The following is a 26,778-nucleotide window of genomic DNA, read 5'->3' as shown; positions in this document are numbered from 1 at the left end:
CTGATGCAAACCGATCTGGACGCCTATTTCGAACACCTGCGCAGCGAGCGGCAGATGTCGCCCCACACGCTCGATGGCTATCGTCGCGACCTGATCAAGGTGATGAACTTCTGCCACAAGCAGCACCTTGAGCAATGGGCCGACCTGAAGAGCCCCCACGTTCGCCAGCTGATCGCCGAACAGCATCGCCAGGGTCAATCCGGCCGCAGCCTGGCACGGCTGCTATCGTCGCTGCGCGGCCTTTATCGCTATCTCAACGAGGAAAAGCGCTGCGCCCATGACCCGGCCGCCGGCATCTCTGCGCCGAAAGGCGAGAAGCGCCTGCCGCGCCTGCTCGATACCGACAGAGCGATGCAACTGCTCGATGGAGGGGTCGAGGACGACTTCATCGGCCATCGCGATCAAGCCATGCTCGAACTGTTCTATTCGTCCGGCCTGCGCCTGGCCGAGCTGGTCGGCCTGAATCTCGACCAGCTCGACCTGCCGGCCGGCCTGGTTCAAGTCCATGGCAAGGGCAACAAGGAACGCGTGCTGCCGATCGGTCGCAAAGCCCGCGAAGCCCTGCAGGCTTGGTTGCCGCTGCGGGCACTGAGCAAGCCGGCCGATGGCGCCGTCTTCGTCAGCCAGCAAGGCCGACGCCTCGGTGCCCGCGCGGTACAGCTGCGGGTGCGTCAGGCCGGTGTACGCGAGCTAGGCCAGCATCTTCACCCGCACATGCTCAGGCACAGCTTCGCCAGCCATATCCTCGAATCCTCCCAGGACTTGCGCTCAGTTCAAGAGCTGCTCGGTCATGCTGACATTGGCACCACGCAGATCTATACCCACCTGGACTTTCAGCACCTGGCGAAGGTCTATGACCAGGCGCACCCGCGCGCTAAACGCAAACAGGGCAGTGACCAATGAGCATCCAGCTGATCACCTTCGACCTCGATGACACGCTATGGGATGTCGCGCCCGTCATTCGCGGCGCCGAAGCGACCCTGCGCGATTGGCTGGGACGCAACGCGCCACGCCTGGGCGACTTCACCACCGAAGCGCTGTGGGCGATCCGTGAACGGCTGCTGCAGGCCGACCCGGCGCTCAAGCACCGCCTCAGCGAGCTGCGCCGACAAATCCTGTTCAACGCACTGGAGCAGGCTGGCTATCCGGCAGGCGAAGCCAAAGCGCTGGCCGAGACAGGTTTCGGCGTATTCCTCGAAGCGCGGCATGCTGTCGAACTGTTCCCCGAAGTGCACCCGACGCTGGAGCTGCTCGCCAATCGCTACATGCTCGGCGTGCTGACCAACGGCAACGCCGACGTCAGCCGACTGGGACTGGCCGACTACTTTCGCTTCGCCCTTTGTGCCGAGGAGCTCGGGGTCGGCAAACCCGACCCACATCCGTTCCGCGAAGCGCTCAAGCGGGGCGGCGTGGAGGCGGCTCACGCGGTGCATATCGGCGACCACCCCAGCGATGATATCGGCGGCGCCCAGCGCGCCGGCATGCGCGCGATCTGGTTCAATCCCGGCGGCGGTGAATGGCAGCATGCGGGCAGGCCCGACGCCGAAATTGGCACCTTGTCCGAGTTGCCGCCGTTGCTCGATCGCTGGCACTGAGCGCAGCGCGATCGAAACACCACATCCTGGCTCACAAAAAAAAAGCCCGCGGTAGCGCGGGCTTTTTTCACAGGCGGTCGGCTCAGATAGGCCGGCTGCCGTATTTGCTGTCCGGTTTTTTCGGCGGATCGGCGACCACGTTGGGTTCAACTTCCTGCACGCGGCCTCCCCGCGCAAGGAATTCTTCCATGGCTCGCGCCAACTCGTCGCGTTCGCGCTGCTTGGCTTCCAGGCTCGGCAACTCTTCGACAACAACCGCCTTGGCCTTCGCCTTCTTGGGGGTCGGAGTGGCTCGTTCGCTGTCGGTCCCCTCATCGTCGGCGAGTTCGTCACCGTCATCGGCAGTGGCCAGCTCTTCTTCATCTTCCTCGTCGTTAACGTCCAGATCTTGTTCTAATTCTTCGTCGCTCATGTTCAACCTCGTACCTTGCCAAAGCGGAAGTTATAGCCCAGCGATGTGCTTTGTTCGCCATCGCCAAAAAAAATTCAACTTGCCATCCCATGTAGCGTCGCAATGACCTGCCTGGCACCACCCTGATCGCGGTGCTCGCCCAGATAGATGCCCTGCCACGTCCCCAATGCCAATCGCCCGTCACTGACCGGCAAACTCACCTGGCACCCGAGCAGGCTCGCCTTGAAGTGTGCCGGCAAATCGTCCGGCCCTTCGTAATCGTGTTCGTAACCATCCTGACCCTGCGGCACCAGGCGGTTGAAGAACCGCTCGAAGTCGCGCCGCACCGCGCCGTCGGCATTCTCGTTGATGGTCAGCGAGGCCGATGTATGACGCAGCCACAGGTGTAACAGACCGACCGGGCATTGTTGCAGTTCCGGCAGTTGTGCAAGCAGCTCGTCGGTAATCAGGTGGAAACCTCGCGGCTTCGGACGCAGCGTGATCATCGTCTGTTGCCACATGCCTGAACCCTCTGCGATCACCTGAACGGGCGCATTCTAGCGCGGCGCCAGAAAAAACAAAGGGCGCCAAGAGGCGCCCTCGTCACAAGCCAGCAGGTCAACGCTTGCTGGTGAACTCCGGGTAGGCTTCGAGGCCGCATTCGACCACGTCGACACCCTCGTATTCCTCCTCTTCGCTGACGCGCAGGCCGAACACCGCCTTGATAATGCCCCAAACGATCAGGCTGGCAATGAACACCCAGGCGAAGATCGAAACCAGTCCCAGCAGCTGCGCACCGAAGGTCGCCTCGGCATTGGTCAGCGGCACCGCCAGGAGACCCCACATGCCGACCACACCGTGCACCGAAATGGCGCCAACCGGGTCATCAAGCTTGAGCTTGTCCAGACCAAGAATGCTGAACACCACCAGCACACCACCGACACCTCCGATCAGCACGGACTGCAAGGCGCTCGGCGTCAGCGGCTCGGCGGTAATCGCCACCAGGCCGGCCAATGCTCCGTTGAGCACCATAGTGAGGTCGGATTTGCCAAACAGCAGGCGGGCGGTGATCAGTGCCGCGACGAGGCCGCCGGCGGCCGCCATGTTGGTATTGGTGAACACCTGAGCGACGGCGTTGGCGTCTTCGATGGTGCTCATCTTCAATTGCGAACCGCCATTAAAGCCGAACCAGCCCATCCACAGGATGAACGCACCGAGGGTTGCCAGCGGCAGGTTGGCGCCGGGGATCGCGTTGATCTGACCGTTCGGGCCGTATTTGCCCTTGCGCGGGCCGAGCAGCAGCACGCCCGCCAGGGCAGCGGAGGCGCCCGCCATGTGCACCAGACCGGAGCCGGCGAAATCGAGGAAACCAGCGGCGTCGAGGAAGCCACCGCCCCATTTCCAGAAGCCCTGCACCGGGTAGATGATGCCGGTCATCACCACCGCGAAGGCGATGAAGGCCCAGAGCTTCATCCGTTCGGCCACGGCACCGGAAACCACCGACATGCAGGTTGCGGCGAACACCACCTGGAAGAAGAAGTCAGCGCGTGTCGAGTAGTAAGGCGCGTCTTCGCCGCCGGCTGCGACCACGTCTACCGCGTTCTCGTCGCCGATCAGAAAGCCCAGGCTCGGCAGAATGCCGCCGTCCGGACTGGAATACATGATGTAGTAACCGATCAGCAAATACATGATCGACGCCACGGCGTAGAGCACGATGTTCTTGGTGAGGATTTCGGCGGTGTTCTTCGCCCGGACCAAACCGGCTTCGAGCATCGAAAAACCGGCCGCCATCCACATCACCAGCGCGCCGCAGATGAGGAAGTAGAAGGTATCGAGTCCGTACTGAACGGGTATCAGTGCTGTGCTATCCATTTGTTATCACCTTTTCCGTCGCGCCTTGTGACGCAGTTCGGTTAAGGCGCCCGGGTTGGCTCCGGGCGCACTCCGTGTGCTTACAGGTTGTAGCCGCGCTCGTTGTGCAGGCTGAGGTCGAGGCCGATGGTTTCTTCTTCTTCGCTGACCCGCAGGCCCATCACCATGTCGATCACCTTGAGAATCACGAAGGTGACGATGGCGGTGTACACGACGGTGAAGACCACGCCCTTGAACTGGATCCACAGCTGCAGCGCGATGTTGTCCACCTCACCGAAGCCGCCCAGTGCCGGGGCCGCGAACACACCAGTGAGGAGCGCACCGACGATGCCGCCAACGCCATGCACGCCAAAGGCGTCCAGGGAATCGTCGTAACCGAGCTTGCGTTTCAGGCTGGTGGCGCAGAAGAAACAGATGACGCCCGAGGCCAGACCGATAATCAGCGCGCCCATCGGCCCCACGGTGCCAGCAGCCGGAGTGATGGCAACCAGACCGGCAACCACGCCCGATGCAATGCCCAGTGCGCTGGGTTTGCCGTGAGTCAGCCACTCGGCGAACATCCAGGCCAGTGCCGCGGCAGCCGTCGCGATCTGGGTGACCAGCATGGCCATGCCGGCAGTGCCGTTGGACGCTAGCGAGGAACCGGCGTTGAAGCCGAACCAGCCGATCCAGAGCATGGCCGCACCCACCAGGGTCAGCCCCAGGTTGTGTGGCGCCATCGGCGTAGTCGGGAAGCCCTTGCGTTTGCCCAGTACTAGGCACGCCACCAGCCCGGCAACCCCGGCGTTGATGTGCACCACGGTGCCGCCAGCGAAGTCGAGCACGCCCCAGTCCCACAGCAAACCGCCGTCGCCGCCCCAGACCATATGCGCGATCGGCGCGTACACCAGGGTGAACCAGACGCCCATGAACACCAGCATCGCGGAGAACTTCATACGCTCGGCGAAGGCACCGACGATCAGCGCCGGGGTGATGATCGCAAAGGTCATCTGGAAGGTGATAAAGACGCTCTCCGGAACGGTGCCGGTGAGACTGTCAGGCGTCAGGCCGCTAAGGAAAGCGCGACCCAGACCGCCGACGAAGGAGTTGAGGTTGGTAACGCCTGCTTCCATGCCCGCCGTGTCGAATGCCAGGCTGTAGCCGTAGACCATCCAGAGGATGCTCATCAGGCCGGTGATGGCGAAGCACTGCATCATGACCGACAGAATGTTCTTCGAACGGACCATGCCGCCGTAGAACAGCGCCAGACCCGGAATCGTCATGAACAGCACCAGCGCAGTGGCGGTTAGCATCCATGCCGTGTCACCTGAATCAAGCGTTGCCTCCTGCGCCATGGCGATGCCGGGGCTGATTAGAGACAAAAGGGCTCCTAGCCCTGCGAACTTTCGCAGAGTCATGGTTTTACTCCTGGGGCGTGGGGTTCGTAAGCCTGCTAAGCAGGCAATCGCAAAAGCTCGGAAATCGCGTGGCTACAGTTCGGGCGTTGCCGTCCGCTCACACACTCGCTACGCGTCATGCCGTCAGATTGCGTCTGTATCGGTTTCGCCTGTCCGGATGCGGATAGCCTGTTCCAGATTCACGACAAAGATCTTGCCGTCGCCGATCTTGCCCGTGTTAGCCGCCTTGGTAATGGCCTCGATCACGCGATCGAGTTGATCGTCGGCAATCGCCACATCGATCTTCACTTTCGGTAGAAAATCCACCACGTACTCAGCACCGCGATACAGCTCGGTATGGCCTTTCTGGCGCCCGAAACCCTTGACCTCGGTGACTGTGATGCCCTGAACGCCGATCTCGGACAGCGACTCGCGTACGTCGTCCAGCTTGAACGGCTTGATGATGGCAGTGACTAGTTTCATGAAACTCTCCCGTTTAGGTGGACTTGCCCCAGAAGTACGAACCCGGCTCAAGTCTAAGCTCAGTGTCTGGCTCTTGTAACGCGCCGGCGTGGCCGAGCGACTCCCGACACCATCAACCGATCCGACGAAACGTCCCGAATCGCCTGCGCACCGCAACGCTCTGGTGCATCGTCAAGGCCATCCAAGCAGAATTGGTGCCAGCTTGCTCAAAAGCACCGTCTGGTGCGGTCCACGCTGCGGGAGGCAGAGGTGTTCATAGAGAACCAGCGGAACCGCGCACCAATACCGCGCACAACCGCACGGGCGTTTGCCCATAATCGTGCATGCCTATGAAAAATTGATCTCAGACGGCCGTGTTACACTGCCTGCTGCTCAGAAACAGGTGATGCTCATGTTTCCACCCAAAGCTTTTCTCGATGCCATCGGTTCCCAGGCTTCGCGCCTGTTCAACGGTGAAACGCCACTGCCCCGCCCTGAAATCGAAGCCCAGCTGAAAGGGATCGTGCAGGGTGCACTGAGCAAGCTGGATGTCGTCAGCCGTGACGAATTCGACAGCCAGATGGTCGTCCTGGCCCGCACCCGGGCGCGTCTCGAAGCGCTCGAAGCCAAGGTCGCCGAGCTGGAAGAAAGACTGGTGCCCCCCGCCGCCGAATAAACCCGGTGGCGACACGATCAAAGGAGTGATCGAATGTCCCTTGCCATAGTTCATAGCCGCGCCCAGGTTGGCGTGGAAGCGCCCACCGTCACGGTGGAGGCGCACCTCGCCAATGGCCTGCCTTCCTTGGCATTGGTCGGTCTCCCGGAAACCGCCGTGAAGGAGAGCAAGGACCGCGTACGCAGCGCGATCCTGACCTCCGGCTTCGATTTTCCCGCTCGCCGCATCACCTTGAACCTTGCGCCTGCCGATTTACCAAAAGACGGTGGCCGCTTCGATCTGGCCATCGCGTTGGGCATTCTTGCGGCAAGCGGCCAGATACCGGCAGACCGCCTCGATAGCCTGGAATGCCTAGGGGAACTCGCGTTGTCTGGAGCGTTACGCCCGGTCCAGGGCGTCTTGCCTGCCGCATTGGCGGCGCGGCATGCCGGGCGCGCTCTGCTGGTGCCACGAGCCAATGCCGAGGAAGCCAGCCTGGCTTCAGGGTTGGTGGTCTACGCCGCCGACCACCTGCTGGAAGTTGCGGCACACTTCAATGGCGTCACACCACTCGAGCCCTTTCAGGCTCAAGGGCTGTTGCGCCAGGTACTGCCCTATCCGGATCTCGCCGATGTTCAGGGCCAAGCAGCGGCCAAACGAGGCCTTCTGGTGGCTGCAGCGGGTGCTCATAATCTGTTGTTCTCCGGTCCACCCGGCACCGGCAAAACCTTGCTCGCCAGCCGACTGCCCGGCTTGCTTCCGCCGCTCGAAGAGCAGGAAGCTCTCGAGGTGGCTGCAATTCAATCCGTCGCCAGCCAATCGCCGCTTGCACATTGGCCACAACGCCCGTTTCGACAGCCCCATCACAGTGCATCTGGCCCGGCACTGGTCGGCGGAGGGAGTCGGCCCAGGCCCGGCGAGATCACGTTGGCTCATCAGGGCGTCCTGTTCCTCGACGAGCTGCCGGAATTTGATCGCAAAGTATTGGAAGTGCTTCGCGAGCCGCTTGAGTCAGGTTGCATCGTCATTGCCCGAGCCCGAGACAAAGTACGTTTCCCTGCAAGGTTCCAGTTGGTTGCCGCGATGAATCCATGCCCCTGTGGATATCTGGGCGACCCCAGCGGGCGATGCCGCTGCTCACCTGATCAGATTCAGCGTTACCGGGGCAAGCTGTCCGGTCCACTGCTGGATCGCATCGATCTGCATCTGACGGTCGCCCGTGAAGCCACGGCGCTGAACGCACCAATAGCCAGCAATGAAACCACGCGACTGGTTGCCGAACAGGTGGCTGCGGCGCGACGCATCCAGCTGCGGCGCCAAGGTTGCGCCAATGCCTTCCTCGACCTTGCAGGACTGCGCGATCACTGCCAACTGCAACCGGACGATCAGCTGTGGCTAGAGCGTGCCTGTGAGCGCCTCGGTCTTTCGCTGCGAGCCGCGCACCGCCTTCTTAAGGTGGCTCGCACACTGGCGGATCTTCAGCAGGCGGCGTTCATTGGACGTCCACACCTGGCCGAGGCTCTGCAGTACCGCCCCGGCAGCCAAACCGGCTGAGCCTTTTCTAGCCGACGCCGGCGTCGACCTGTCCTGCCGAAAGGTCGCAAATTACCTCACGGCGTCTGCTGCAACCTTCACTTTCAAGGGGTCACACCTGTAAGCGACGACCCTGTCGTCGCGAAACGGGCCCGGTCAGAAGCTGACCAATATGTTAGATTGCGTCCTCTTCGCCACAGGCGGCCACTCCCTAATCTGTAATAAAGGAGCGCAGCATGGAGGCCAACAAGTCTTCTCCGTCCACTCTCAACCCCCCGGTTTTCTACGGCTCCGCCGTTATCATCCTGTTACTGGTGATCTACAGCGTCTCTGTCCCGGAGCACGCTCAAGGTGTGTTCAGTAACGTCCAGGCCTGGATCATCGCCAACGTCAGTTGGCTGTACATCCTTGCCGTAGCCATCATCCTGCTGATGGTCGTCCTGCTGGCGCTCAGCCGGTATGGCGAGATCAAACTGGGCCCTGATCATAGCGAGCCGGACTACAGTTACCTGACGTGGTTCTCGATGCTATTCTCCGCCGGCATGGGCATCGGCCTGATGTTCTTCGGCGTTGCCGAGCCGGTGATGCATTTTCTCTCGCCACCCGTTGGCGAAGGCGGCACCGTCGATGCCGCACGCGAAGCCATGAAGATCACCTTTTTCCACTGGGGTCTGCATGCCTGGGCCATCTACGCCATTGTTGCGATGATTCTGGCCTACTTCAGTTTTCGCCAGGGCCTGCCGCTGACGCTGCGCTCGGCCTTGTACCCATTGATTGGTGACCGAATCCACGGCCCTATTGGCCATGCGGTGGATATCTTCGCCATCATCGGTACCGTGCTCGGCGTCGCCACGTCATTGGGCCTGGGCGTCACCCAGATCAATACCGGCCTGAATCATCTGTATGGGCTACCCATCTCGGTGCCGGTGCAGATCGCGCTGATCGCCGGCACGACCGTCCTGGCCACCATCTCGGTGGTCACCGGACTGGACAAGGGCGTACGCCGGCTGTCCGAACTGAACCTGACGCTGGCAGCGCTGTTGCTGCTACTGGTCCTGATCGCCGGACCGACCGTGTTCATCCTGCAGACTTTCGTGCAGAACACCGGCAACTATTTCGCGCAGATCGTCACCGCCACGTTCAACCTCTACGCCTACGAGCCGAACGACTGGATCGGCGGCTGGACACTGTTCTACTGGGGCTGGTGGCTGGCCTGGTCGCCCTTCGTCGGCCTGTTCATCGCCCGGATCTCGCGTGGTCGTACCATCCGTGAATTCGTCACCGGCGTGTTGCTGGTGCCAACGGCATTCACCCTGCTGTGGATGACCGTGTTCGGCGATACCGCGATCCACATGATTCTCTGGGATCACGTCACCAGTCTGGGTGAAGCCATCGAGCGAGACAGTTCACTGGCATTGTTCGCATTCCTCGAGCATTTCCCCTTTGCGTCGTTGCTGTCACTGATCGCAATCATCATGGTGGTGGTGTTCTTCGTCACTTCAGCGGACTCCGGTGCGCTGGTGGTGGACATGCTCGCCTCCGGCGGCGAAGGCCAGACGCCGGTCTGGCAGCGCGTGTTCTGGGCCGGATCCATGGGCGCGGTAGCCATCGCGCTGCTGCTCGCCGACGGCCTGACGGCCTTGCAGACCGCCACGATTGCCAGTGCGCTGCCCTTCACCCTGGTGCTGCTCTGTGCCATGTGGGGTTTGCTCAAGGCGCTGCGCGTCGATGCCACCAAGCAAGGCCTGCGCTATCAAACAATCAGCACCACGCCTACAGCTCCCCAGGAGGGTGGATGGCGCCGGCGAGTGCAGAACCTGACCAAGTATCCGCGCCGTCATGACGTAGAGCGTTTCATCAGTGAAATTGCGAGCCCCGCTTGTGCAGCTGTAGCAGAAGAGTTGCGCAAGCAGGGGTACGGCGTTGAGCTGACTTCCGACGAGGACAACCGTACCGGGCTGCAGATCACCCACGAGGGCGCGCCCGATTTCATCTACCAGATTCGGCCACGCGGCTATCCAATGCCCAGTTTCGTCGCCACCGAAAGCGACGGCGACGAGCCCACCTATTACCGCGCTGAGGTTCACCTCAAAGAGGGCGGACAGAACTACGACGTAATGGGCTGGAGCCGTGACGGCGTCATCGGCGACATTCTGGACCAGTACGAGAAGCACATGCACTTTCTTCACATGGTGCGGTAAAGGGTGCGCTAGCCGCCGGGCGCCGGGCTTATGCCCGGTGCCTCAAACGCCGGCGTGGGCCTGGCGCCCTTGCGCCAGAAAGCTCTCCAGTTCCGCCAGTGGCAGGGGCTTGCTGATCAGATAACCCTGAATCTGGTTGGCGCCGAAGCGCTCCAGTAGCTTCAGCTGACCGATCCGTTCTACGCCTTCGGCAACCACTTCCAAGCCCAGGTCATGAGCCAGGCCGATCATGGCTTGCACCAGGCTGTTGTCCCCCTTGGCCGTTACGCCGTCGACGAAGCTCTTGTCGATCTTCAACAGGCTGATGGGTAGCCGGCTCAGGTGCACGAACGACGAAAACCCGGTGCCGAAGTCGTCCAGCGAAAAGCGCACACCCAGCTCCGCCAATGCACTCATGGTGCCGCTGACCTGATCGCTGCGGCGCATCACCGCGGTTTCGGTGAGTTCGAATTCGAGCCAGTGCGGGTCCACCCCGCGCTCTTCGATCAGCCGCTGCAGGGTGACCAGCAGTTGGCTGTCCTGAAACTGCCGGAACGACAGGTTGACCGCCATGTGCAGCTCGCCGGAGCCTTTTTCCCGCAGGCTCTGCATGTCGCGAAGCGCCCGCGAAATGACCCAATAGCCCAGCGGCACGATCAGCCCGCTCTCCTCCGCCATGGGGATGAACTCATCTGGCGCCAGCAGGCCGCGCGAGGCATGCGGCCAGCGCACGAGCGCTTCCAGCCCGACGATGCGGCCGGTCTCCGTGCACAACCGCGGCTGATAATGCAGCTCCAAGTCATCTCGACGTAGCGCACGGCGCAGCTCACCCTCCAGATCGGCCAAGCTGCTGGCGCTGCGGTTGATCCGCTCGTTGTAGAGATACCAAGTGCACCCTTGCCTCGCCTTGGCATGACGCATGGCAACCTGCGCCATCCACAACAGCTGATCGGCATCGGTGTCGGCCTTGGCATGGGCCAGCCCAAGGCTGCAGCCGAGCATCAGACTTTCGCCATCGAGCCAGTAAGGCTCGGCCAGGGCTTCCACCACTCGATCGGCTAGCTGCTCGGCGCGTCCGGCATGGCGTCCGGTATCGAGCAGCAGGCCGAACTCGTCACCACCCAGCCGGGCAATCCGATCACCGACTTCCAGCTGCGCCTTCAATCGCGCCACCACTTGCAGGATCAGCCCGTCACCAGCCTGATGCCCCAGCGTATCGTTGACCCGGCGAAAATTGTCCAGATCCAGAAGCCCCAGAGCCAACCCCTCACCGTCATGCTCAGCCAGTTCTCCCGCAAGCAGCGCTTGAAAACCCTGCCGGTTGACGATGCCTGTCAGCGGATCCTGCTCGGCCAGGCGCTGCAGGGCAGCATGCAGCGCGCACCGTTCACGTGCATAGCGCAGGCTGCGGCGCAACACATCGGCGCTGAACTGCGAACCGACCAGCCAGTCGACGACACCTTCGGGCGTCTCGTCCGGCTCTTCATCGAGCAAGAGAATGGTGACCCCGGGGAACCGGCCCGAAGCCGGACGGCGGCGTGGCGTGGTGAGCAGCACAACGTGGCCCGCCTCGGCCGGATGCGCAGCGGCGGTGGGCCAGTCGTCAGCGACCAGCAGCAGGTGTCGGCTGCGCAAAGCAACCAGCGCAGTGTGCAGGCGTTCGCCCCACTCGGGCTCGTCAGCCAGCAGAACCAGACGCATGGGTTGGATGGGCGCTGTCACGGTGTATCCCCGGTTCATGCAGAGCAAGAGGATGATTAGCCACCTCGACGGCACACCTCCTTGTGCGAAACGGAGCGGTGACTGAACAGCCTAAGGCGGTCACGACGCGCATAGACTAGAGCATTCCGGCCCATAACCGAGTGCGGCGGGCGACGACTGGTAGGTGCTACGCCCGGACAACGTCATCTCGCGAGGCATGCCCTGCTAAACTCTCGCCCCCGCTTCAACAGACCGAACGAGAATGTCCCGACTCAACCCCCGGCAGCAGGAAGCCGTGAACTACGTCGGCGGCCCCATGCTGGTGCTCGCCGGTGCCGGCTCCGGCAAGACCAGCGTGATCACCCGCAAGATCGCCTACCTGATCCAGCAGTGCGGTATCCGCGCGCAATACATCGTCGCCGTGACTTTCACCAACAAGGCCGCCCGCGAGATGAAGGAGCGCGTCAGCAGCCTGCTGCGCGGCGGCGAAGGGCGCGGCCTGACGGTCTCGACCTTTCACAACCTCGGCCTGAACATCATTCGCAAGGAATACGCCAAGCTCGGCTACAAGCCCGGCTTTTCGATCTTCGACGAGGGCGACATAAAGGCGCTGCTGACCGACATCATGCAAAAGGAATACGCCGGCGATGACGGCGTCGACGAGATCAAAGGTTATATCGGCAACTGGAAGAACGACCTGATCCTGCCGGAAGAGGCGCTGGAAAACGCGCGCAACCCGAAGGAACAGACGGCCGCCATCGTCTACACCCACTACCAGCGCACGCTCAAAGCGTACAACGCCGTGGACTTCGACGACCTCATCATGCAGCCGGTCAAGCTGTTCCAGAATCATCCCGAGGTGCTGGAAAAGTGGCGCAACAAGGTCCGCTACATGCTGGTGGACGAGTACCAGGACACCAACGCCAGCCAGTACCTGCTGGTCAAGCTGCTGGTGCAGGAGCGCGCGCACTTCACTGTGGTGGGAGATGACGACCAGTCGATCTACGCCTGGCGCGGCGCACGTCCGGAAAACCTGATGCAGCTGAAGGAGGACTTCCCCTCGCTGAAGGTGGTGATGCTCGAACAGAACTACCGCTCCACCAGCCGCATCCTCAAGTGCGCAAACGTGCTGATCGCCAACAACCCGCACGCCTTCGAGAAGCAGTTGTGGTCCGAAATGGGGCATGGCGACGCGATACGGGTGATCCGCTGTCGCAACGAGGAAGCCGAGGCCGAGCGCGTGGCGATGGAAATCCTCACGCTGCATCTCAAGACCGAGCGGCCCTACAGCGATTTCGCCATCCTCTACCGTGGCAACTACCAGGCCAAGCTGATCGAGCTGAAGCTGCAACACCACCAGATTCCCTATCGCCTCTCCGGCGGCACCAGCTTCTTTGCGCGGCAGGAAGTGAAGGACCTGATGAGCTACTTCCGCCTGCTGGTCAATCCGGACGATGACAACGCCTTCCTGCGCGTGATCAACGTGCCGCGCCGGGAGATCGGCTCGACAACCTTGGAAAAGCTCGGCAACTACGCCACCGAACGCAAGATCTCGATGTACAACGCCTGCGACGAAATGGGCCTCGGCGAGCATCTGGACAGCCGCTTCACCGATCGCCTGTCGCGCTTCAAGCGCTACATGGACAACCTGCGCCAGCAGTGCGCGCAGAACGACCCGATCGCCGCGCTGCGCAGCATGGTCATGGACATCGACTACGAGACCTGGGTGCGCGCTCAGACCTCCAGCGACAAGGCCGCGGACTTTCGAATGGGTAACGTCTGGTTTCTCATCGACGCCCTGAAAAACACCCTGGAGAAAGACGAAGAAGGCGGCATGACCATCGAGGAAGCCATCGCCAAACTGGTGCTGCGCGACATGCTCGAGCGCCAGCAGGAAGAGGAAGAAGGCGCCGAGGGCGTGCAAATGATGACCCTGCATGCGTCCAAGGGTCTGGAGTTTCCCTACGTGTTCATCCTCGGTATGGAGGAGGAAATCCTCCCGCACCGATCCAGCATCGAAGCCGACACCATCGAGGAAGAGCGCCGCCTGGCCTACGTGGGCATCACCCGTGCTCGGCAGAACCTGGCCATGACCTTTGCCGCGAAGCGCAAGCAGTACGGCGAGATCATCGAATGCATGCCCAGCCGCTTCCTCGACGAACTGCCGCAGGAAGACTTGGAATGGGAAGGTGGAGAAGACGCACCAGTGGAGGTCAAAGCCGCTCGCGGCAACGATGCGCTGGCCGCAATGCGGGCGATGTTGAAGAAATAGCAGCGCCCCCGCGGCTCAAGCAGACGTAGGGTGGATCACGTTTCATCGATCCACCGGGTGGCGCTCCACCGAGCGGCGCAAATCGAATCGTGGATGGCGATTCACCGAGCGAAATCATGGTGGATGAAAAGAGCGTCATCCACCCTACCTACTGGAGTGGGAAGGCCAGGGACGACTCAAAGCTGCCCGCAGTAACGATGCATTGGCCGCCATGCGGGCAATATTGAAGAAGTAGCGGCGCGTCCGCGGCTAAAGCATACGTAGGGTGGATCACGCCTCACCGATCCACCGGGTGGCGCTACACCGTGCGGCGATACCCCGGGTGGTGCTCCACCAATTCGTGGGGGGGCTATTCCACCGAGCGGAATCACGGTGGATGAAAAGAGCGTCATCCACCCTACTACTCAACCACTGACGATCGCCTCCAACTCCTTCGCCGCTGCGCGCAGGCGCGGCACGAAGCTGAGGAGTTGCGCCATGGTGCAACGAATCACCGGGGCGTGGGTGAACAGGCAGGCGCTCAGCTCCCCGCGGGCATCGCGCACGGGCACGGCGCAGGCAACCATGCCGTCGATGAACTCCTCCGAATCGATGGCGAGGTCTTCTTCGCGGATCCGTACCAAGTCATCACGCAGAGCGCTGAGGTCGGTCAGGGTGTTGCGCGCCAGCTGCCGGATCGGCAGGCGCGGCAGGATGCGCTCCAGCTGGTCGTCAGGCAGCGAGGCGAGATACAGTTTGCCGCTGGCGGTGCACCAGAGCGGCGTGTGGCTGCCGATGGGCAGGTTGATCTGCAGTGGCCAGTTGGTCTGCACACGATCGAAATAGAGCATGTCCAGGCCATCAGGCACCGACAGGCCGCAGGTTTCGCCGATCTCATCAGACAGCTGTCGCAGGACCGCCTGGCGCAGGGCCTTGTGCCGGCCGCTGCCCAGGATATTCACTGCCGTCGCGTGCAGCCGATCGCCCGGTAGCAGCCCGCCCCGCAGGCCGAACTGCAAAAAGCCTTCTTTCTCCAGCGTCTGCACCAGCCGGTGGGCGCTGGCCTTGGGAATATCCAGCTTGTCCGCCAGCACACTGGGCGTCAGCGGCTCCGTTGCGCCGGCTACGGCTTCAATGATTTCCAGCACGCGGGTGATGGATGAACCTTTTTCACGCGGGGTACTGCGCATCGCCAGCCCTGTTAGCAGAGAGAAATTGAGCGCGCTATGCGCGGACTGAATGTATCGACCGGTGCAAACTGAACGCGCGGTGGGCTGAAGCCCACCCTACCGTGCTTTTTCACGCAGGTACTGCGCATGGATCAATCCCGTTGCGGTAGTTGAAAGACGGCCTAAAGGAAAGATCGCGAACCGGGGCCAGGCGAGTTCCACTGCCTGCAATCGCATTACTTCGTGCGTGGCCGGCCTCGAGAAATCCGGACCGGCCCGCAGCCCGCAGCCTGCAGCGTAACCGGCAGGGTGGGCTTCAGCCCMCCCTGCCGCACCCACCATGCGAGTCGGCAAGCGAATCAGAACGAACGCTTCGCCAGCAGTTACGCCTTGCCGCTGCCGACCGGTGGGCTGAAGCCCACCCTACGACGCCGCGATGTCTACTTCATAGTCGGCATCGAGAAATCCACGCCCGCACGAATGCCGGTCGGCCAGCGCCGGGTCACGGTCTTCATCCGGGTGAAGAAGCGCACACCGTCCGGCCCGTGCATGTTAAGCGGGCCGAAGATCGAGCGCTTCCAGCCGCCGAAGCAATGGAAGGCCATCGGCACCGGAATCGGCACGTTGACACCAACCATGCCGACCCTGACCTCTTCCTCGAACTGCCGCGCCGTGTCACCGTCACGGGTGAAAATCGAGGTGCCGTTGCCGAACTCATGGTCGTTGACCAGCTTCAACGCCTCGTCGAATGAATCGACGCGCACCACTACCAGCACCGGACCGAAAATTTCCTCCTGGTAGATGCGCATCTGCGGCGTCACTCGATCGAACAGCGTTGGCCCAACGTAGAAACCGTTCTCGAAGCCCTCGACCTTCAGCCCACGCCCATCACAGACCAGCGTTGCACCTTCTTCCACGCCGAGATCGATGTAACCGGCGACCTTCTGCTGATGTTCGCGCGTGACCAGCGGTCCCATGTGCGGCTCGGGCTCGCCCGTACCCGGGCCGGTGCGCATCTGGCTGATTTCTCCCTTGAGCATCTCGACCAGGTTGTCCGCCACCTCATCACCGACACAGACCGCCACCGAAATTGCCATACAGCGCTCACCGGCCGAACCGTAGGCCGCGCCCATCAACGAGCCGACCACTTGCTGCGGATCGGCGTCGGGCATGATCACCATGTGGTTTTTCGCCCCACCCAGCGCCTGGCAGCGTTTGCCGTGGGCCGACGCGGTTGTATAGATGTATTCGGCGATTGGCGTAGAGCCGACGAAGCTCACCGACTGCACGCGCTCGTCGGTCAGCAGTACGTCCACCGCCTCCTTGTCGCCGTTGACGATATTTAGCACGCCTGCCGGCAGTCCGGCTTCGGCCAGCAACTCACCGAGCAGCATGGTCGCGCTCGGGTCCTTCTCCGACGGCTTGAGGACGAAGGTATTGCCGCAAGCGATGGCCACCGGCAGCATCCACAGCGGCACCATGGCCGGGAAGTTGAACGGCGTGATGCCAACGCACACGCCCAACGGCTGCATCAGCGAATTGGAATCGATGTCGCGCCCGACGTTTGGCGAGAACTCGCCCTTGAGCAGATGCGGGATGCCGCAGGCAAATTCCACCACTTCGAGGCCACGGGTAACTTCGCCCTGGGCATCGGAGAACACCTTGCCGTGCTCCAGCGAGATCAGTCGGGCGACGTCGTCGCGACGCGCTTCGAGCAGCGCCTTGAAGCGGAACATGACGCGGGCACGTACCAGCGGCGGTGTCTTCGACCAGCCTTCGAACGCGGCCTGCGCGGCGGCGATGGCTTCGCGTGTTTCGTCCGCTGAGGACAGCGACACATAAAGGCGCGGTTCGCCGGTGGCCGGGTTGTAGACGGTCGCGTGGCGTTCGGAGCGGCCAGCGACGGCCTCGTTGTTGATCAGGTTGCCGAGGGTCTGCATGGGACTCACTCCTGGTTCCAGACGGTTTCGTAGAGATCGATGATTTCCGCTTCGGTTGGCACGCGCGGGTTGTTACCCGGCGAGCCGGAGGCAAGCGCCTGCTTCGCCATGGTTTCGCGCAGTTCGAAGAAGCGCTCGCGGGTGATCCCGAACTGCTCGGGGCTGGGCACCTGCAGTTCCTTGTTGATGGCACGCAGCTCGTTCAGCAGCTTGTCGTTCGCCGTCTCGACGCTGTCGTCTTCACCCGCGACGCCCATGGCGCGCGCGCAATCGGCGTAGCGCTCGGGCGCTGCCGGAATCGAAAACGCGGTAATGGCCGGCAGCAACATGGCATTGGACAGTCCATGGGGCACATGGAAGAAGGCACCGATGGGCCGGCTCATGCCATGCACCAGCGCCACCGAGGCGTTGGAAAAAGCGATGCCGGCCAGCGTCGCGCCGAGCATCATCGCCTCGCGTGCCTGGCGATTGCCGGGCTCGTGATAAGCCGCGCGCAAATTGGGCGCCAGCAAGCGCATGGCTTGCAGGGCCTGCGCATCGCTGTAGAGGCTGGCTTTGCGGCTGACGTAGGCCTCGATGGCGTGAGTCAGCGCATCGATACCGGTGTCGGCCGTCACCCGCGGCGGCAGCGACAGGGTCAGCTCGTAGTCGATCAGCGCGGCGACCGGCATGAAACCGAGGCCGGCGCAGAGCATTTTCTCGTCGCTGGTTTCGTCGGTGATGATGGTGAAGCGCGTGGCTTCCGAGCCGGTGCCCGCTGTGGTCGGGATGGCGATCAGCGGCAGGCCGGCTTCGCTAACATCACGCGGGAAGCGGTAGTCGCGCATCTCGCCGCCGAACTTGCCGAGGATACCGATGGCCTTGGCCGAATCGATGGGGCTGCCACCACCCAAGGCGATGATCGAGTCGTAGCTGCCTTGGCGCACCATCTCGACGCCCGCTCGAATCGACGCCGCTGTCGGCTCCGGCAAGGTGTCGGCGAAACAGTCGCTGGGAATGTCGGCCTTGGCCAGCGTCTCACTGATCCGCGCGGCATAGCCCAACTCGACCATCATCCGGTCGGTGACGATCAGCGGCCGTTTGCAGCCCAGGTTGTGCAACACGGAGACGATCTGCTGGCTGGCGCCGGCGCCGACTTCCATCAGGCGCGGCAGGACAATGCGGTGGCTCATGGGACTCTCCGGTGGACGCTCGCTAAGTTGTCGGAGCCCGGCGATAGCTGCCAGACGAAGCGCATACGCGAGTGGTTTTCGTGAGGAGACCTCGGGGTCTCGTTTGTTATTTTGGGACAGTTCGTCTCATTTGGCATCGAGACTAGAAGCGATGCGATTAATCGTCAATTAAAACGAGACATTTTTTCTCGATATTGAAACAAGCAGGACCGAAGCCGCCACGGCAGATTGGAGTGTTGCCACGAGAGAGCATGGATCATCAGCGGGTCGGCGCTGACAGGATCTGCTATTGCCAACTCAAGCGTTTCAAACTGGCCCACGTTGGCCGGTTCCGGCCTGGGCGAGTAGTAACTGCAAAAGGCCGTCGCCTTCTGTCTGCAAGCGTTGGCGGCTCGACCCGGCCTGCTCCCGGCTCTGGATGTCATCAAGGCTTGCCATGTCGGCGTCGACATTGATCAGCGCGGCGCTGAGCCCGGCGTGGATGAGTACGGCTCCAGCCTGAATGTCGCTTTGAACGTTTTCCGCCGAGCACGGCCAGGCGGTGGCCGCCAGCTCGAGCGCCTGCAGGCAGCAATGAGCCAGCGCCAACGGTACCGCGCAGGCCTGACGGGCCGCCGCCTGCTGATCCTCGGGATCGCCGTCACGGGTGGCGCTCAGGTATTCGCTAAATGCCTGCATGTCGTCGTCGGCGAACGCCCCCGGGCGCCCCAGCAGCGCCTCAGCCGTGTGCGTCAATGCTCTACGGGACGGGACGGACTCGTGGGCCTCGCTGATACGCAGGCCTTTCACTACCAGCGCCAGGCCAATCTCTGCCGTGACGGCCGCCGCCGCACCGCAACCTGGTGTGGGCTGCCGCGCAGCCATGGCAGTCCGAAAATCTGCCAGCGGCTGGCTCCAGATGCTCGCGCTTTCACTCATGGTTCAAGCCCGTCAGCTCGCGCGCGCCGAGCCGTCGCCCCAGGCCAGCAGTACGTCGAGCATGCGATTGGAGAAGGCCCATTCGTTGTCGTACCAGGCCAGCACCTTGATCAGCTCGCCTTGCACCCGCGTATGGCTGAGGTCGGCCACGCAGGAGATCGGATAGCCGATAAAGTCACGCGAGACCAGCGGCAGGTCGTTGCACTCCATCACCCCGAGCGGCATCCGCTGCGCCCCTTCGCGCAATATTTGGTTCACCGCCTCGACACTCGCCGGCGGCCGCTCGGCGGTGAAGGTGAGGTCGACCAGCGACACATTTGGCGTCGGTACCCGCACGGACAACCCATCCAGGCGCCCGGCCAGTTCCGGCAATACCAGGCCGATGGCCTTGGCTGCACCGGTGGTCGAGGGAATCATCGACTCTGCCGCCGCACGAGCGCGGTAGAGATCCTTGTGCGCCTTGTCCAGCAGGTTCTGGTCGTTGGTGTAGGAGTGCACGGTGTTGAGCAGGCCTTGGCGAATCCCCACCGCTTCATGCAGCACTTTAGCCAGAGGTGCCAAGCAATTGGTGGTGCAGGATGCGTTGGAGATCACCCGCTGCTCGGCGTTGAGCAGTTGATGGTTAACGCCATAGACCACGGTGAGGTCGGCACCGTCCAGCGGATGCGAGGCGAACACCCGACCGGCACCGGCGTCCAGGTGCTGGTCGATCAAGGCGCGCTTCTTGAACTTGCCCGAGCACTCCAGCACCACATCGACCCCGAGCTGCTTCCACGGCAACTGGCTGGGGTCGCGTTCCTGCAGCAGGCGGATCGACTGGCTGCGGATCTGCATCACGTCATCCTGCAAATCAACCTGCTCGTGAAAACGCCCGAAGGTGCTATCGAAGCGCGTCAGGTGCGCCATCGCGTCCCGGTCGCTGAGGTCGTTGATGGCCTCGATGTGGATCTGATCGTCCAGGTTTCGCTCGAACAGGGCTCGCAGTACAGCTCGGCCGATACGGCCATAACCGTTGATGGCAATACGCAACATAGCGCTCTCCTGGGTGGTTGAGGCTGGTCCAGAGTTAGTCGGAGTATCCGCTGTGGCGTTCAGTACCGTCCGACGGAGATCAATGAACCTGGGAAACCCGAGCACCGCTCGTCAGTCGTACACCTCACAGGCCCGTTGCGCTGGGCCTGCCGCACACCGGAAAAAGGGCCACGAGCATGAGCGAGTCAACCCAGGCACCCTGGTGGAAAGGCGCCACGGTTTACCAGATCTATCCGCGATCCTTCGCCGACAGCAATGGCGATGGCATCGGCGACCTCAACGGCGTGCTGCGCCATCTAGACCATTTGCAGCAGCTCGGCGTCGACGCACTTTGGCTGTCGCCCATTTTTCGCTCGCCGATGGCCGACGCAGGCTACGACATCAGCGATTACTGCGATATTGACCCGCTGTTCGGGTCGCTGGCGGATATCGACCGGCTAATCGCCGAAGCCCACGCGCGCGGTATTAGGGTCCTGCTGGATTTCGTGCCCAATCACACTTCCGACGAGCACCCCTGGTTCGTCGAGTCGCGTAGCTCGCGGGACAACCCCAAGCGCGACTGGTACATCTGGCGTGACGAGCCCAATAACTGGCGAGCGGCACTGGGCGCAGGCAGCGCCTGGACTTGGGACGAACATACCCAGCAGTACTATCTGCACCTGTTCCTCGCCAAGCAGCCGGACCTCAACTGGCGCAATCGCGAAGTGGTCGAGGCGATGCACGACGTGCTGCGCTTCTGGCTCGACCGTGGCGTCGACGGCTTTCGCATCGACGTCATCCACTGCACCGGCAAAGATTTGAGCTTCGCCGATGATCCGCGCTGCCAAGCGGGTCAGCCGCTGTCAGACTTCAACGATCAGCCCTACAGCCATGAAGTGTTGCGAGGGTTACGGCGATTGGTCGACAGCTATCCGGGTGATCGCATGCTGGTCGGCGAAGTGAACATCCGCTCCACCGAACGCGTGCTTCAGTACTACGGCGCCGGCGACGAACTGCACCTGGCCTTCAACTTCAACCCACTCGACGCGCCCTGGGACCCTGTGCTGTTCCGCACGTGCGTCCGCGAGGTCGAGCACTGGCTGCAACCGGCCGGGGCCTGGCCGACGTGGGTGCTATCCAACCACGATAACGTGCGACAGCGCAGCCGTTACAAGGGCTCCGAGCGGGCCGCTCGCGCCGCTGCGGTGCTCTTGCTCACGCTTCGCGGCACGCCGTTCATCTACCAGGGCGAGGAGCTGGGACTGGAAGACGCGGTAATCAGCGCCGATACCCGCATCGATCCGGGCGGCCGCGACGGCTGTCGCGCGCCCATTCCCTGGCAAGCCGAGCCGCCCCATGGTTGGGAAGGCGACGAACCCTGGCTGCCCTTTCCGCCGGAGGCCGATGAGCTGGCAGCGGAGCGCCAGACGGGCGCGGCCAATTCGATGTTCTCTCTCTATCAACGACTGCTGATTGCCCGCAAAGCCAGCCCGGCGCTGCATCACGGTGATTTCGAAGAATTGCCGTCACATCCCGAGGTGCTGGCCTATCGCAGGCAGCTCGGCGATGACTGTCGGCTGATCTGCATCAATTTCGCCGAGCAGCCCCACGCTCACCCTCACGCGGGCACCTGGCACGTCGAGATTGCCAGTGACGGCGTCGGCGAAGGCGATCCCTACAGTGGCACCCTCAACCCAGGGCAGGCGGTTGTCCTGCGCCCAACGGAGAGCTGAGCATGCGTCCACTCTGGTACCGCAACGCGGTGATCTATCAAGTCGATCCCGCTCTGTTTCGCGACAGCAACGGCGATGGCTGCGGGGACCTGCGCGGCATCACCGAGCGGCTGGATTACATACGGGGGCTGGGTGCCACCGCCGTGTGGATCATGCCGTTCTACGATTCACCCTTCTGCGACGCCGGCTATGACGTCACCGATCATTTGCAGGTCGCGCCGCGCTTCGGCGATCTGGCGGACATGGTCGCGCTGCTGGAAAAGGCCGAGGAGCTGGGCTTGCACGTGATCGTAGAACTGCTGGTGCAGCACACCTCTATCGAGCACAAGTGGTTCCAGGAGGCGCGCCGCAATCGCGACTCGCCCTACCGCGACTATTACATCTGGGCGGACGAGCCGCAGCCGGACGAGTCAATGAAACCGATCTTCCCGACGGTCGAAGACAGCATCTGGACCTGGGACGAAGAAGCCGGCCAGTACTACCGCCACCTGTTCTACAAGCACGAGCCGGATCTGGACCTGGCCAACCCGCGGGTGATCCACGAGATCGAACGGATCATGTCGTTCTGGCTGCGCCTGGGCGTGTCGGGTTTCCGCATCGATGCGGCGGTACACATGGTGCGCCAGGCCGGCGGCGGTGATCTCAAGAAGGGTTACTGGCTACTCGAGCACATGCGTGACTTCGTCACCATGCGCCGGCCCGAAACCGTACTGCTCGGCGAGATCGATACCGATCCGGAAAAGTATGTCGAGTACTTCGGCGACGAGGCCGACCGCGTCACCCTGCTGCTGGATTTTTGGACCAACAACCATCTGTTTCTGGCACTGGCTCGGCAACAGGCCGAACCGCTGATCCGCGCGATAAACAGCCAACCGGTCCCGCCCAGCCACTCGCAATATGCATCATGGATTCGCAACCACGACGAGCTGAGCCTGGACCGTCTGGAAGAAAGCGAACGCAAGGAAGTGATGGACACCTTTGCCCCTGATCCGAAAATGCGCGCCTATAACCGCGGCATCCGACGGCGGCTCGCCCCCATGCTCGACGGCGATGAGCGACGCATCGCCGCCACCCATGCCCTGCTGTTCTCGCTGCCCGGCACGCCGATCATCCGCTACGGCGAAGAGATCGGCATGGGCGACGACATGGAGCGTCCCGAGCGCCAAGCCGTGCGCACACCGATGCAGTGGTCCAACGAGCCTAACGCCGGCTTCTCCTGCACCACAGGTGAGCTGGCCGCACCGCTGATTGACGAGGGTCCGTTCACCTACGAGAAGATCAACGTATTCGCCCAGACCCTGCGCAGTGATTCTCTGATGGCGCGCACCGGCAATATGATCCGAACTCGCATCGGGCTGCGCGAGATCGGCATTGGCGAGCGTCAGACCGTGGAAGTCGATGATCCGGCCGTGTTTGCCATCCGCCACGACAACGGCTCCACCGTGCTCATGCTGGTCAATCTGGCCGACAAGGAAACCACCGTCGAGATCACTGCTGATGACCTACAGGACATGGTCGATGTGCTCGCCGACTGCAACTACGACCAGCCCGAAGGCACGCCGCTGAAAATCCGGCTCGGGCCGTATGGCTACCGCTGGCTACGGCGTAAACAGCAGCTGTTTGGATGACCGTATGATCAAGCTACTCGATGCATCCCAATGGCGCGCCTGGCACGGCGCTGATTTCCCCCATGACTGCTGGCGGGAGGAGGACGATGAGCTTCAAGCCATCGCCGGTACGCAGCGGGTCGACTTGATCTCGCGGCAGCGTTATCGCGACTTCGTCTTGCGTCTGGAATTCGCGTTGCCAGCGGGCGGCAATTCCGGCCTGTTCTGTCGGGTTGAAGAGGATGCCGAACTGAGCTGGCACAGCGGCCCGGAAATGCAGCTGCTCGATGACCTGAATCATCCGGATGGCCGCGAGCCCACCACGCGCAACGGTGCGCTGTACGGGCTACTGCGGCCCGAGCTGGAAACGCCGATCGAGCCCGAGCAGTTCATCGAGGCGGCACTTTGCGTGCGTGACGGCGAGGTCGAGCATTGGCTGGGTGGGCGATGCGTTCTGCGCTATTGCCTCGATGATTCGGCCCTGCGCGAGCGCATCACCCACAGTAAATTCCGTCGCTATCCGCGTTTTGCCCAGGCCGCCGAGGGGCACGTCGTCCTGCAGCACCATGGCGAGGCGGCGCGCTTTCGCCGCCTGTCGATCGAAACACCGGACTGAACGGTCCACTTGGACCCGCGCATGAAATTGAGCGAGAATGCGCGGCTTTCCAGGCTGCGGAAGCCTTGACGAACGGACGCTGGATCGAAACGAGCTGGGCGCTCGCCTCTATTGGCGCAGCGCCCAGCTGGTTTTTCGGCAAACGATTCGTCCGGCGAACCCGGCCGCTCACGCTTGAGGTAGCGCGTCTGTGGAACAGCTGAAACAGAAGATTCGTAATGAAGGCATCGTACTTTCCGACCGTGTTCTCAAGGTCGATGCCTTTCTGAACCACCAGATCGACCCTGTGCTGATGCAGCAGATCGGCCAGGAATTTGCCCGGCTGTTCCGCGATGAGGGCATTACCAAGATCGTTACCATCGAAGCTTCCGGCATCGCTCCGGCGATCATGGCGGGGTTGGAGCTGGGCGTGCCGGTCATTTTCGCGCGCAAGCACCAGTCGCTGACGCTGACCGACCACCTGCTGACCGCCACGGTGTACTCCTTCACCAAGCAGGTCGAAAGTACCATTGCGATCTCGACCAATCACCTGTCACCCAACGACCGGGTGTTGATCATCGACGACTTCCTGGCCAATGGCAAAGCAGCCAAGGGCCTGATCTCGATCATTCAGCAGGCCGGCGCGAGCATCGCCGGGCTGGGCATCGTCATCGAGAAGTCGTTCCAGGCGGGTCGCCAAGAACTAGAAGCAGCCGGCTTTCGCGTCGAATCGCTGGCGCGCGTGGCGGCGCTCAGTGACGGTCAGGTGATGTTTGTCGAATAAGCACACCGCGCTTCTCGTTACGTCTTATTCCGCACGCCATAGCCCGACCAGGGCGCCCTGGGTGCCGGCAACCGGATCGCTTATCGGCACGCCGACCCGCTCGGCGCGCGCCCGCGCTTCGTCGTGGCTGGCTTCATCCGGGCGCAGCAGATCGTACTGCTGGTCGACGGGATAGCCACCCACTACTTCGAAGTCATCGCTGGCGCTCAACTGGCAATGACCAGTACCTGCCGGCAGCACCAGCGCATCGCCGGCGTGCACCTCGACTTCCTGCCCCTGCTCCCCACCGAGCATCAGCCGCGCCGAACCACGCGACACGCCAAGCACCTCATGGGTAGTGGAATGGTAATGGTGATAGTCGAACACGGCGGCGCGCCATTGCGCAGGCCATAAATGGCTGTTGAACAGGTTCTCGAACGCGCCGGCGTAGTCGCCATCAGCCAACGGCAGCTGACGGTAAACCAATACCGGATGCGAACTGTTCGGCGTGCGACCGTCACTGGCAAAGTGCAGTTGCTCGGGTTGCGGGGCGGAACTGGGCATAGGCACCTCAACTTCATGCCAAGGCAGGCAGGAGGCCAGCCCTGGGGAACAGGTTTGAAGTTTTGACCAGACGCCTCGCAGCTTTGCTCCGTCAGAAACGACAAAGCCGCCCGAAGGCGGCTTTGCTTGCTGACCGGCGGACGCTTACAGGCCGGACATGTGCTGGATGGCGGCCTTCAGCTCGTCGTCGGAGCAATCGGCGCATGTACCCTTGGGCGGCATGGCGTTGATACCGGAAATCGCTTTGGCCAGCAGGCCATCGAGACCGCCTTCTTTGTCAGCGCGAGCCTGCCAGGCAGCCGTATCGCCGACTTTCGGCGAGTTCAGCAAGCCGGTGCCATGGCAGGCGCCGCAGAACTTGCCGACCACCTGTTCGCCAGTGCGGGCAGCGCCGCCAGCGGCAGCAGCGGCCGGACCGGCTGCAGCGCATTCTTCGCCTTGGATACAGACTTCGCCCACCGGCTTGAGTCGCTCGGCGATGTCGTCGTTGGTCGCAGCCTGAGCGCTCACTGCCCACAGGGCCACTACGGCAGTCTGTGCTACCAGGATCTTCTTAATCAGGTTCACCTTTCACCCTCATGTGGCTAGACACGCCCGCGGCCACGGTTACGCGAGCGGCGGCTAGTATAGCGGCAAGCCATGCTTGCCGAAACAACCCATGTTGCGCAGGTATCGCCAGCGACGCTGTGTCGCACCGCGGAGCCGCTCTATGGTCGGATCCTGGCCCAGGTCAGAAGTTAGCCGGCGTCGTCGCGCTGATCAGCTTGGCAGGCGCATCGAAGGGATTGCGAAAACGGTGTGGCTTGCTGCTTTCGAAATAATAGCTATCGCCGGTTTCGAGCACATAGGTCTGGCCACTCACCGTTAGTTCCAGGCGCCCTTCGACCAGCATGCCGGCCTCTTCGCCCTGGTGCGCCAGCATGTCCGTGCCGGTATCGGCGCCTGGCGGATAGGTTTCCGCGAGAAAGGCGATGGCCCGCCCAGGGTGCGCCTTGCCGACGAGTCTCATGCTCACCGCGCCGTCGGAAATATCGATCAGCTCGCCCGCCTTGTAGACCACCTGGGTATCACTCTCCTGCTCGAAATCGGGCGAAAAGAACTCGACAAGCGACATTGGGATGCCGCTCAACACCTTTTTCAGCGAGCTGATGGAGGGGCTGACGCTATTCTTCTCGATCATCGAAATCGTGCTGTTGGTGACGCCTGCACGTTTGGCGAGTTCACGCTGGGACAGGCCCTTGAGTTTGCGGATGGTTTGCAGTCGAACGCCGACGTCCAATACGGGAGCCC

24 protein-coding genes are annotated in these 26,778 nt (G+C 62.4%); 10 read left to right on the top strand and 14 right to left on the bottom strand.

What is annotated here, in order from left to right; all coding sequences use genetic code 11:
* Window positions 1–3 precede the first annotated feature (3 nt).
* The gene (xerC, locus tag CH92_RS02195) at window positions 4–903 is read left to right on the top strand and encodes a tyrosine recombinase XerC (RefSeq protein ID WP_025240169.1); all 900 of its coding nucleotides are present in this window, start codon (window positions 4–6) and stop codon (window positions 901–903) included.
* Window positions 900–1,595 carry an HAD family hydrolase gene (locus CH92_RS02190; protein WP_025240168.1) on the top strand — a complete coding sequence of 232 codons (696 nt, stop codon included), beginning with the start codon at window positions 900–902 and terminating at the stop codon, window positions 1,593–1,595. The genes xerC and CH92_RS02190 overlap by 4 nt, the downstream gene beginning before the upstream one ends.
* An 82-nt stretch (window positions 1,596–1,677) precedes the next feature.
* Here CH92_RS02190 and sutA read toward each other — a convergent pair whose 3' ends face one another.
* From sutA to glnK, 5 genes are all read right to left on the bottom strand, one after another.
* The gene (sutA, locus tag CH92_RS02185; RefSeq protein ID WP_025240167.1) at window positions 1,678–2,007 is read right to left on the bottom strand and encodes a transcriptional regulator SutA; all 330 of its coding nucleotides are present in this window, start codon (window positions 2,005–2,007) and stop codon (window positions 1,678–1,680) included.
* A 74-nt stretch (window positions 2,008–2,081) separates the two neighbouring features.
* Window positions 2,082–2,507 carry a secondary thiamine-phosphate synthase enzyme YjbQ gene (locus tag CH92_RS02180; RefSeq protein ID WP_025240166.1) on the bottom strand — a complete coding sequence of 142 codons (426 nt, stop codon included), beginning with the start codon at window positions 2,505–2,507 and terminating at the stop codon, window positions 2,082–2,084.
* A 97-nt stretch (window positions 2,508–2,604) separates the two neighbouring features.
* A complete protein-coding gene (locus CH92_RS02175; protein WP_025240165.1) occupies window positions 2,605–3,858 on the bottom strand; it encodes an ammonium transporter in 1,254 nt (417 codons plus the stop codon).
* 80 nt (window positions 3,859–3,938) lie between these two features.
* Complete coding sequence (locus CH92_RS02170; protein WP_025240164.1) at window positions 3,939–5,255, bottom strand: ammonium transporter; 1,317 nt, start codon at window positions 5,253–5,255, stop codon at window positions 3,939–3,941.
* A 123-nt stretch (window positions 5,256–5,378) separates the two neighbouring features.
* Entirely contained in the window at window positions 5,379–5,717 is a 339-nt protein-coding gene (gene glnK / locus CH92_RS02165; RefSeq protein ID WP_003096476.1) for a P-II family nitrogen regulator, read from the bottom strand.
* Window positions 5,718–6,108: 391 nt separating this feature from the next.
* Here glnK and CH92_RS02160 point away from each other — a divergent pair, with 391 nt between their 5' ends.
* From CH92_RS02160 to CH92_RS02150, 3 genes are all read left to right on the top strand, one after another.
* Window positions 6,109–6,372, top strand: coding sequence for an accessory factor UbiK family protein (locus tag CH92_RS02160; protein WP_025240163.1), 264 nt, complete (start codon window positions 6,109–6,111; stop codon window positions 6,370–6,372).
* 33 nt (window positions 6,373–6,405) lie between these two features.
* Window positions 6,406–7,905 carry a YifB family Mg chelatase-like AAA ATPase gene (locus CH92_RS02155; protein WP_025240162.1) on the top strand — a complete coding sequence of 500 codons (1,500 nt, stop codon included), beginning with the start codon at window positions 6,406–6,408 and terminating at the stop codon, window positions 7,903–7,905.
* Window positions 7,906–8,120: 215 nt separating this feature from the next.
* Complete coding sequence (locus tag CH92_RS02150; protein WP_025240161.1) at window positions 8,121–10,085, top strand: BCCT family transporter; 1,965 nt, start codon at window positions 8,121–8,123, stop codon at window positions 10,083–10,085.
* A gap of 42 nt (window positions 10,086–10,127) precedes the next feature.
* Here CH92_RS02150 and CH92_RS02145 read toward each other — a convergent pair whose 3' ends face one another.
* Window positions 10,128–11,765, bottom strand: coding sequence for a putative bifunctional diguanylate cyclase/phosphodiesterase (locus CH92_RS02145; RefSeq protein ID WP_025240160.1), 1,638 nt, complete (start codon window positions 11,763–11,765; stop codon window positions 10,128–10,130).
* 262 nt (window positions 11,766–12,027) lie between these two features.
* Between CH92_RS02145 and rep the strand changes: the two genes are divergently transcribed.
* Window positions 12,028–14,037, top strand: coding sequence for a DNA helicase Rep (gene rep, locus CH92_RS02140; protein ID WP_025240159.1), 2,010 nt, complete (start codon window positions 12,028–12,030; stop codon window positions 14,035–14,037).
* Between the two features lie 404 nt (window positions 14,038–14,441).
* On the opposite strand, the gene CH92_RS02135 is transcribed toward rep, so the two are convergent.
* From CH92_RS02135 to gap, 5 genes are all read right to left on the bottom strand, one after another.
* The gene (locus CH92_RS02135) at window positions 14,442–15,206 is read right to left on the bottom strand and encodes an IclR family transcriptional regulator (RefSeq protein WP_025240158.1); all 765 of its coding nucleotides are present in this window, start codon (window positions 15,204–15,206) and stop codon (window positions 14,442–14,444) included.
* 419 nt (window positions 15,207–15,625) lie between these two features.
* Window positions 15,626–17,125 (bottom strand): CoA-acylating methylmalonate-semialdehyde dehydrogenase, encoded by a 1,500-nt coding sequence (locus tag CH92_RS02130; RefSeq protein WP_025240157.1) that lies wholly within the window; start codon window positions 17,123–17,125, stop codon window positions 15,626–15,628.
* A 5-nt stretch (window positions 17,126–17,130) separates the two neighbouring features.
* On the bottom strand, window positions 17,131–18,297 hold the full coding sequence (locus CH92_RS02125; protein ID WP_025240156.1) for an iron-containing alcohol dehydrogenase: 1,167 nt from the start codon (window positions 18,295–18,297) through the stop codon (window positions 17,131–17,133).
* Window positions 18,298–18,603: 306 nt separating this feature from the next.
* Window positions 18,604–19,215 carry a cyclodeaminase/cyclohydrolase family protein gene (locus CH92_RS02120; RefSeq protein ID WP_025240155.1) on the bottom strand — a complete coding sequence of 204 codons (612 nt, stop codon included), beginning with the start codon at window positions 19,213–19,215 and terminating at the stop codon, window positions 18,604–18,606.
* Window positions 19,216–19,227: 12 nt separating this feature from the next.
* Window positions 19,228–20,247, bottom strand: coding sequence for a type I glyceraldehyde-3-phosphate dehydrogenase (gap, locus tag CH92_RS02115; protein ID WP_025240154.1), 1,020 nt, complete (start codon window positions 20,245–20,247; stop codon window positions 19,228–19,230).
* A gap of 176 nt (window positions 20,248–20,423) precedes the next feature.
* On the opposite strand from gap, the gene CH92_RS02110 reads away from it, so the two are divergent.
* The 4 genes from CH92_RS02110 to xpt all read left to right on the top strand — a co-directional run bounded on the left by CH92_RS02110 (window position 20,424) and on the right by xpt (window position 24,945).
* A complete protein-coding gene (locus tag CH92_RS02110; RefSeq protein ID WP_025240153.1) occupies window positions 20,424–21,959 on the top strand; it encodes an alpha-amylase family glycosyl hydrolase in 1,536 nt (511 codons plus the stop codon).
* A gap of 2 nt (window positions 21,960–21,961) precedes the next feature.
* Entirely contained in the window at window positions 21,962–23,587 is a 1,626-nt protein-coding gene (locus CH92_RS02105; RefSeq protein WP_025240152.1) for an alpha-amylase family protein, read from the top strand.
* A 4-nt stretch (window positions 23,588–23,591) separates the two neighbouring features.
* The gene (locus CH92_RS02100) at window positions 23,592–24,182 is read left to right on the top strand and encodes a 3-keto-disaccharide hydrolase (protein WP_025240151.1); all 591 of its coding nucleotides are present in this window, start codon (window positions 23,592–23,594) and stop codon (window positions 24,180–24,182) included.
* A 190-nt stretch (window positions 24,183–24,372) separates the two neighbouring features.
* Window positions 24,373–24,945, top strand: a complete 573-nt coding sequence (gene xpt, locus CH92_RS02095; RefSeq protein ID WP_025240150.1) for a xanthine phosphoribosyltransferase — start codon at window positions 24,373–24,375, stop codon at window positions 24,943–24,945.
* 24 nt (window positions 24,946–24,969) lie between these two features.
* On the opposite strand, the gene CH92_RS02090 is transcribed toward xpt, so the two are convergent.
* From CH92_RS02090 to CH92_RS02080, 3 genes are all read right to left on the bottom strand, one after another.
* A complete protein-coding gene (locus CH92_RS02090; RefSeq protein ID WP_025240149.1) occupies window positions 24,970–25,488 on the bottom strand; it encodes a cupin domain-containing protein in 519 nt (172 codons plus the stop codon).
* A gap of 144 nt (window positions 25,489–25,632) precedes the next feature.
* Complete coding sequence (locus CH92_RS02085) at window positions 25,633–26,055, bottom strand: c-type cytochrome (protein ID WP_025240148.1); 423 nt, start codon at window positions 26,053–26,055, stop codon at window positions 25,633–25,635.
* A gap of 163 nt (window positions 26,056–26,218) precedes the next feature.
* Window positions 26,219–26,767: a cupin domain-containing protein gene (locus CH92_RS02080; RefSeq protein ID WP_025240147.1), complete on the bottom strand. Its 549-nt coding sequence runs from the start codon at window positions 26,765–26,767 to the stop codon at window positions 26,219–26,221.
* Window positions 26,768–26,778: the final 11 nt, after the last annotated feature.

The organism is Stutzerimonas stutzeri (assembly GCF_000590475.1).
GTDB lineage: Bacteria > Pseudomonadota > Gammaproteobacteria > Pseudomonadales > Pseudomonadaceae > Stutzerimonas > Stutzerimonas stutzeri_D.
Note: the sequence above shows the minus strand (reverse complement) of the source record. Positions and strands in the feature narration are given on the sequence as shown.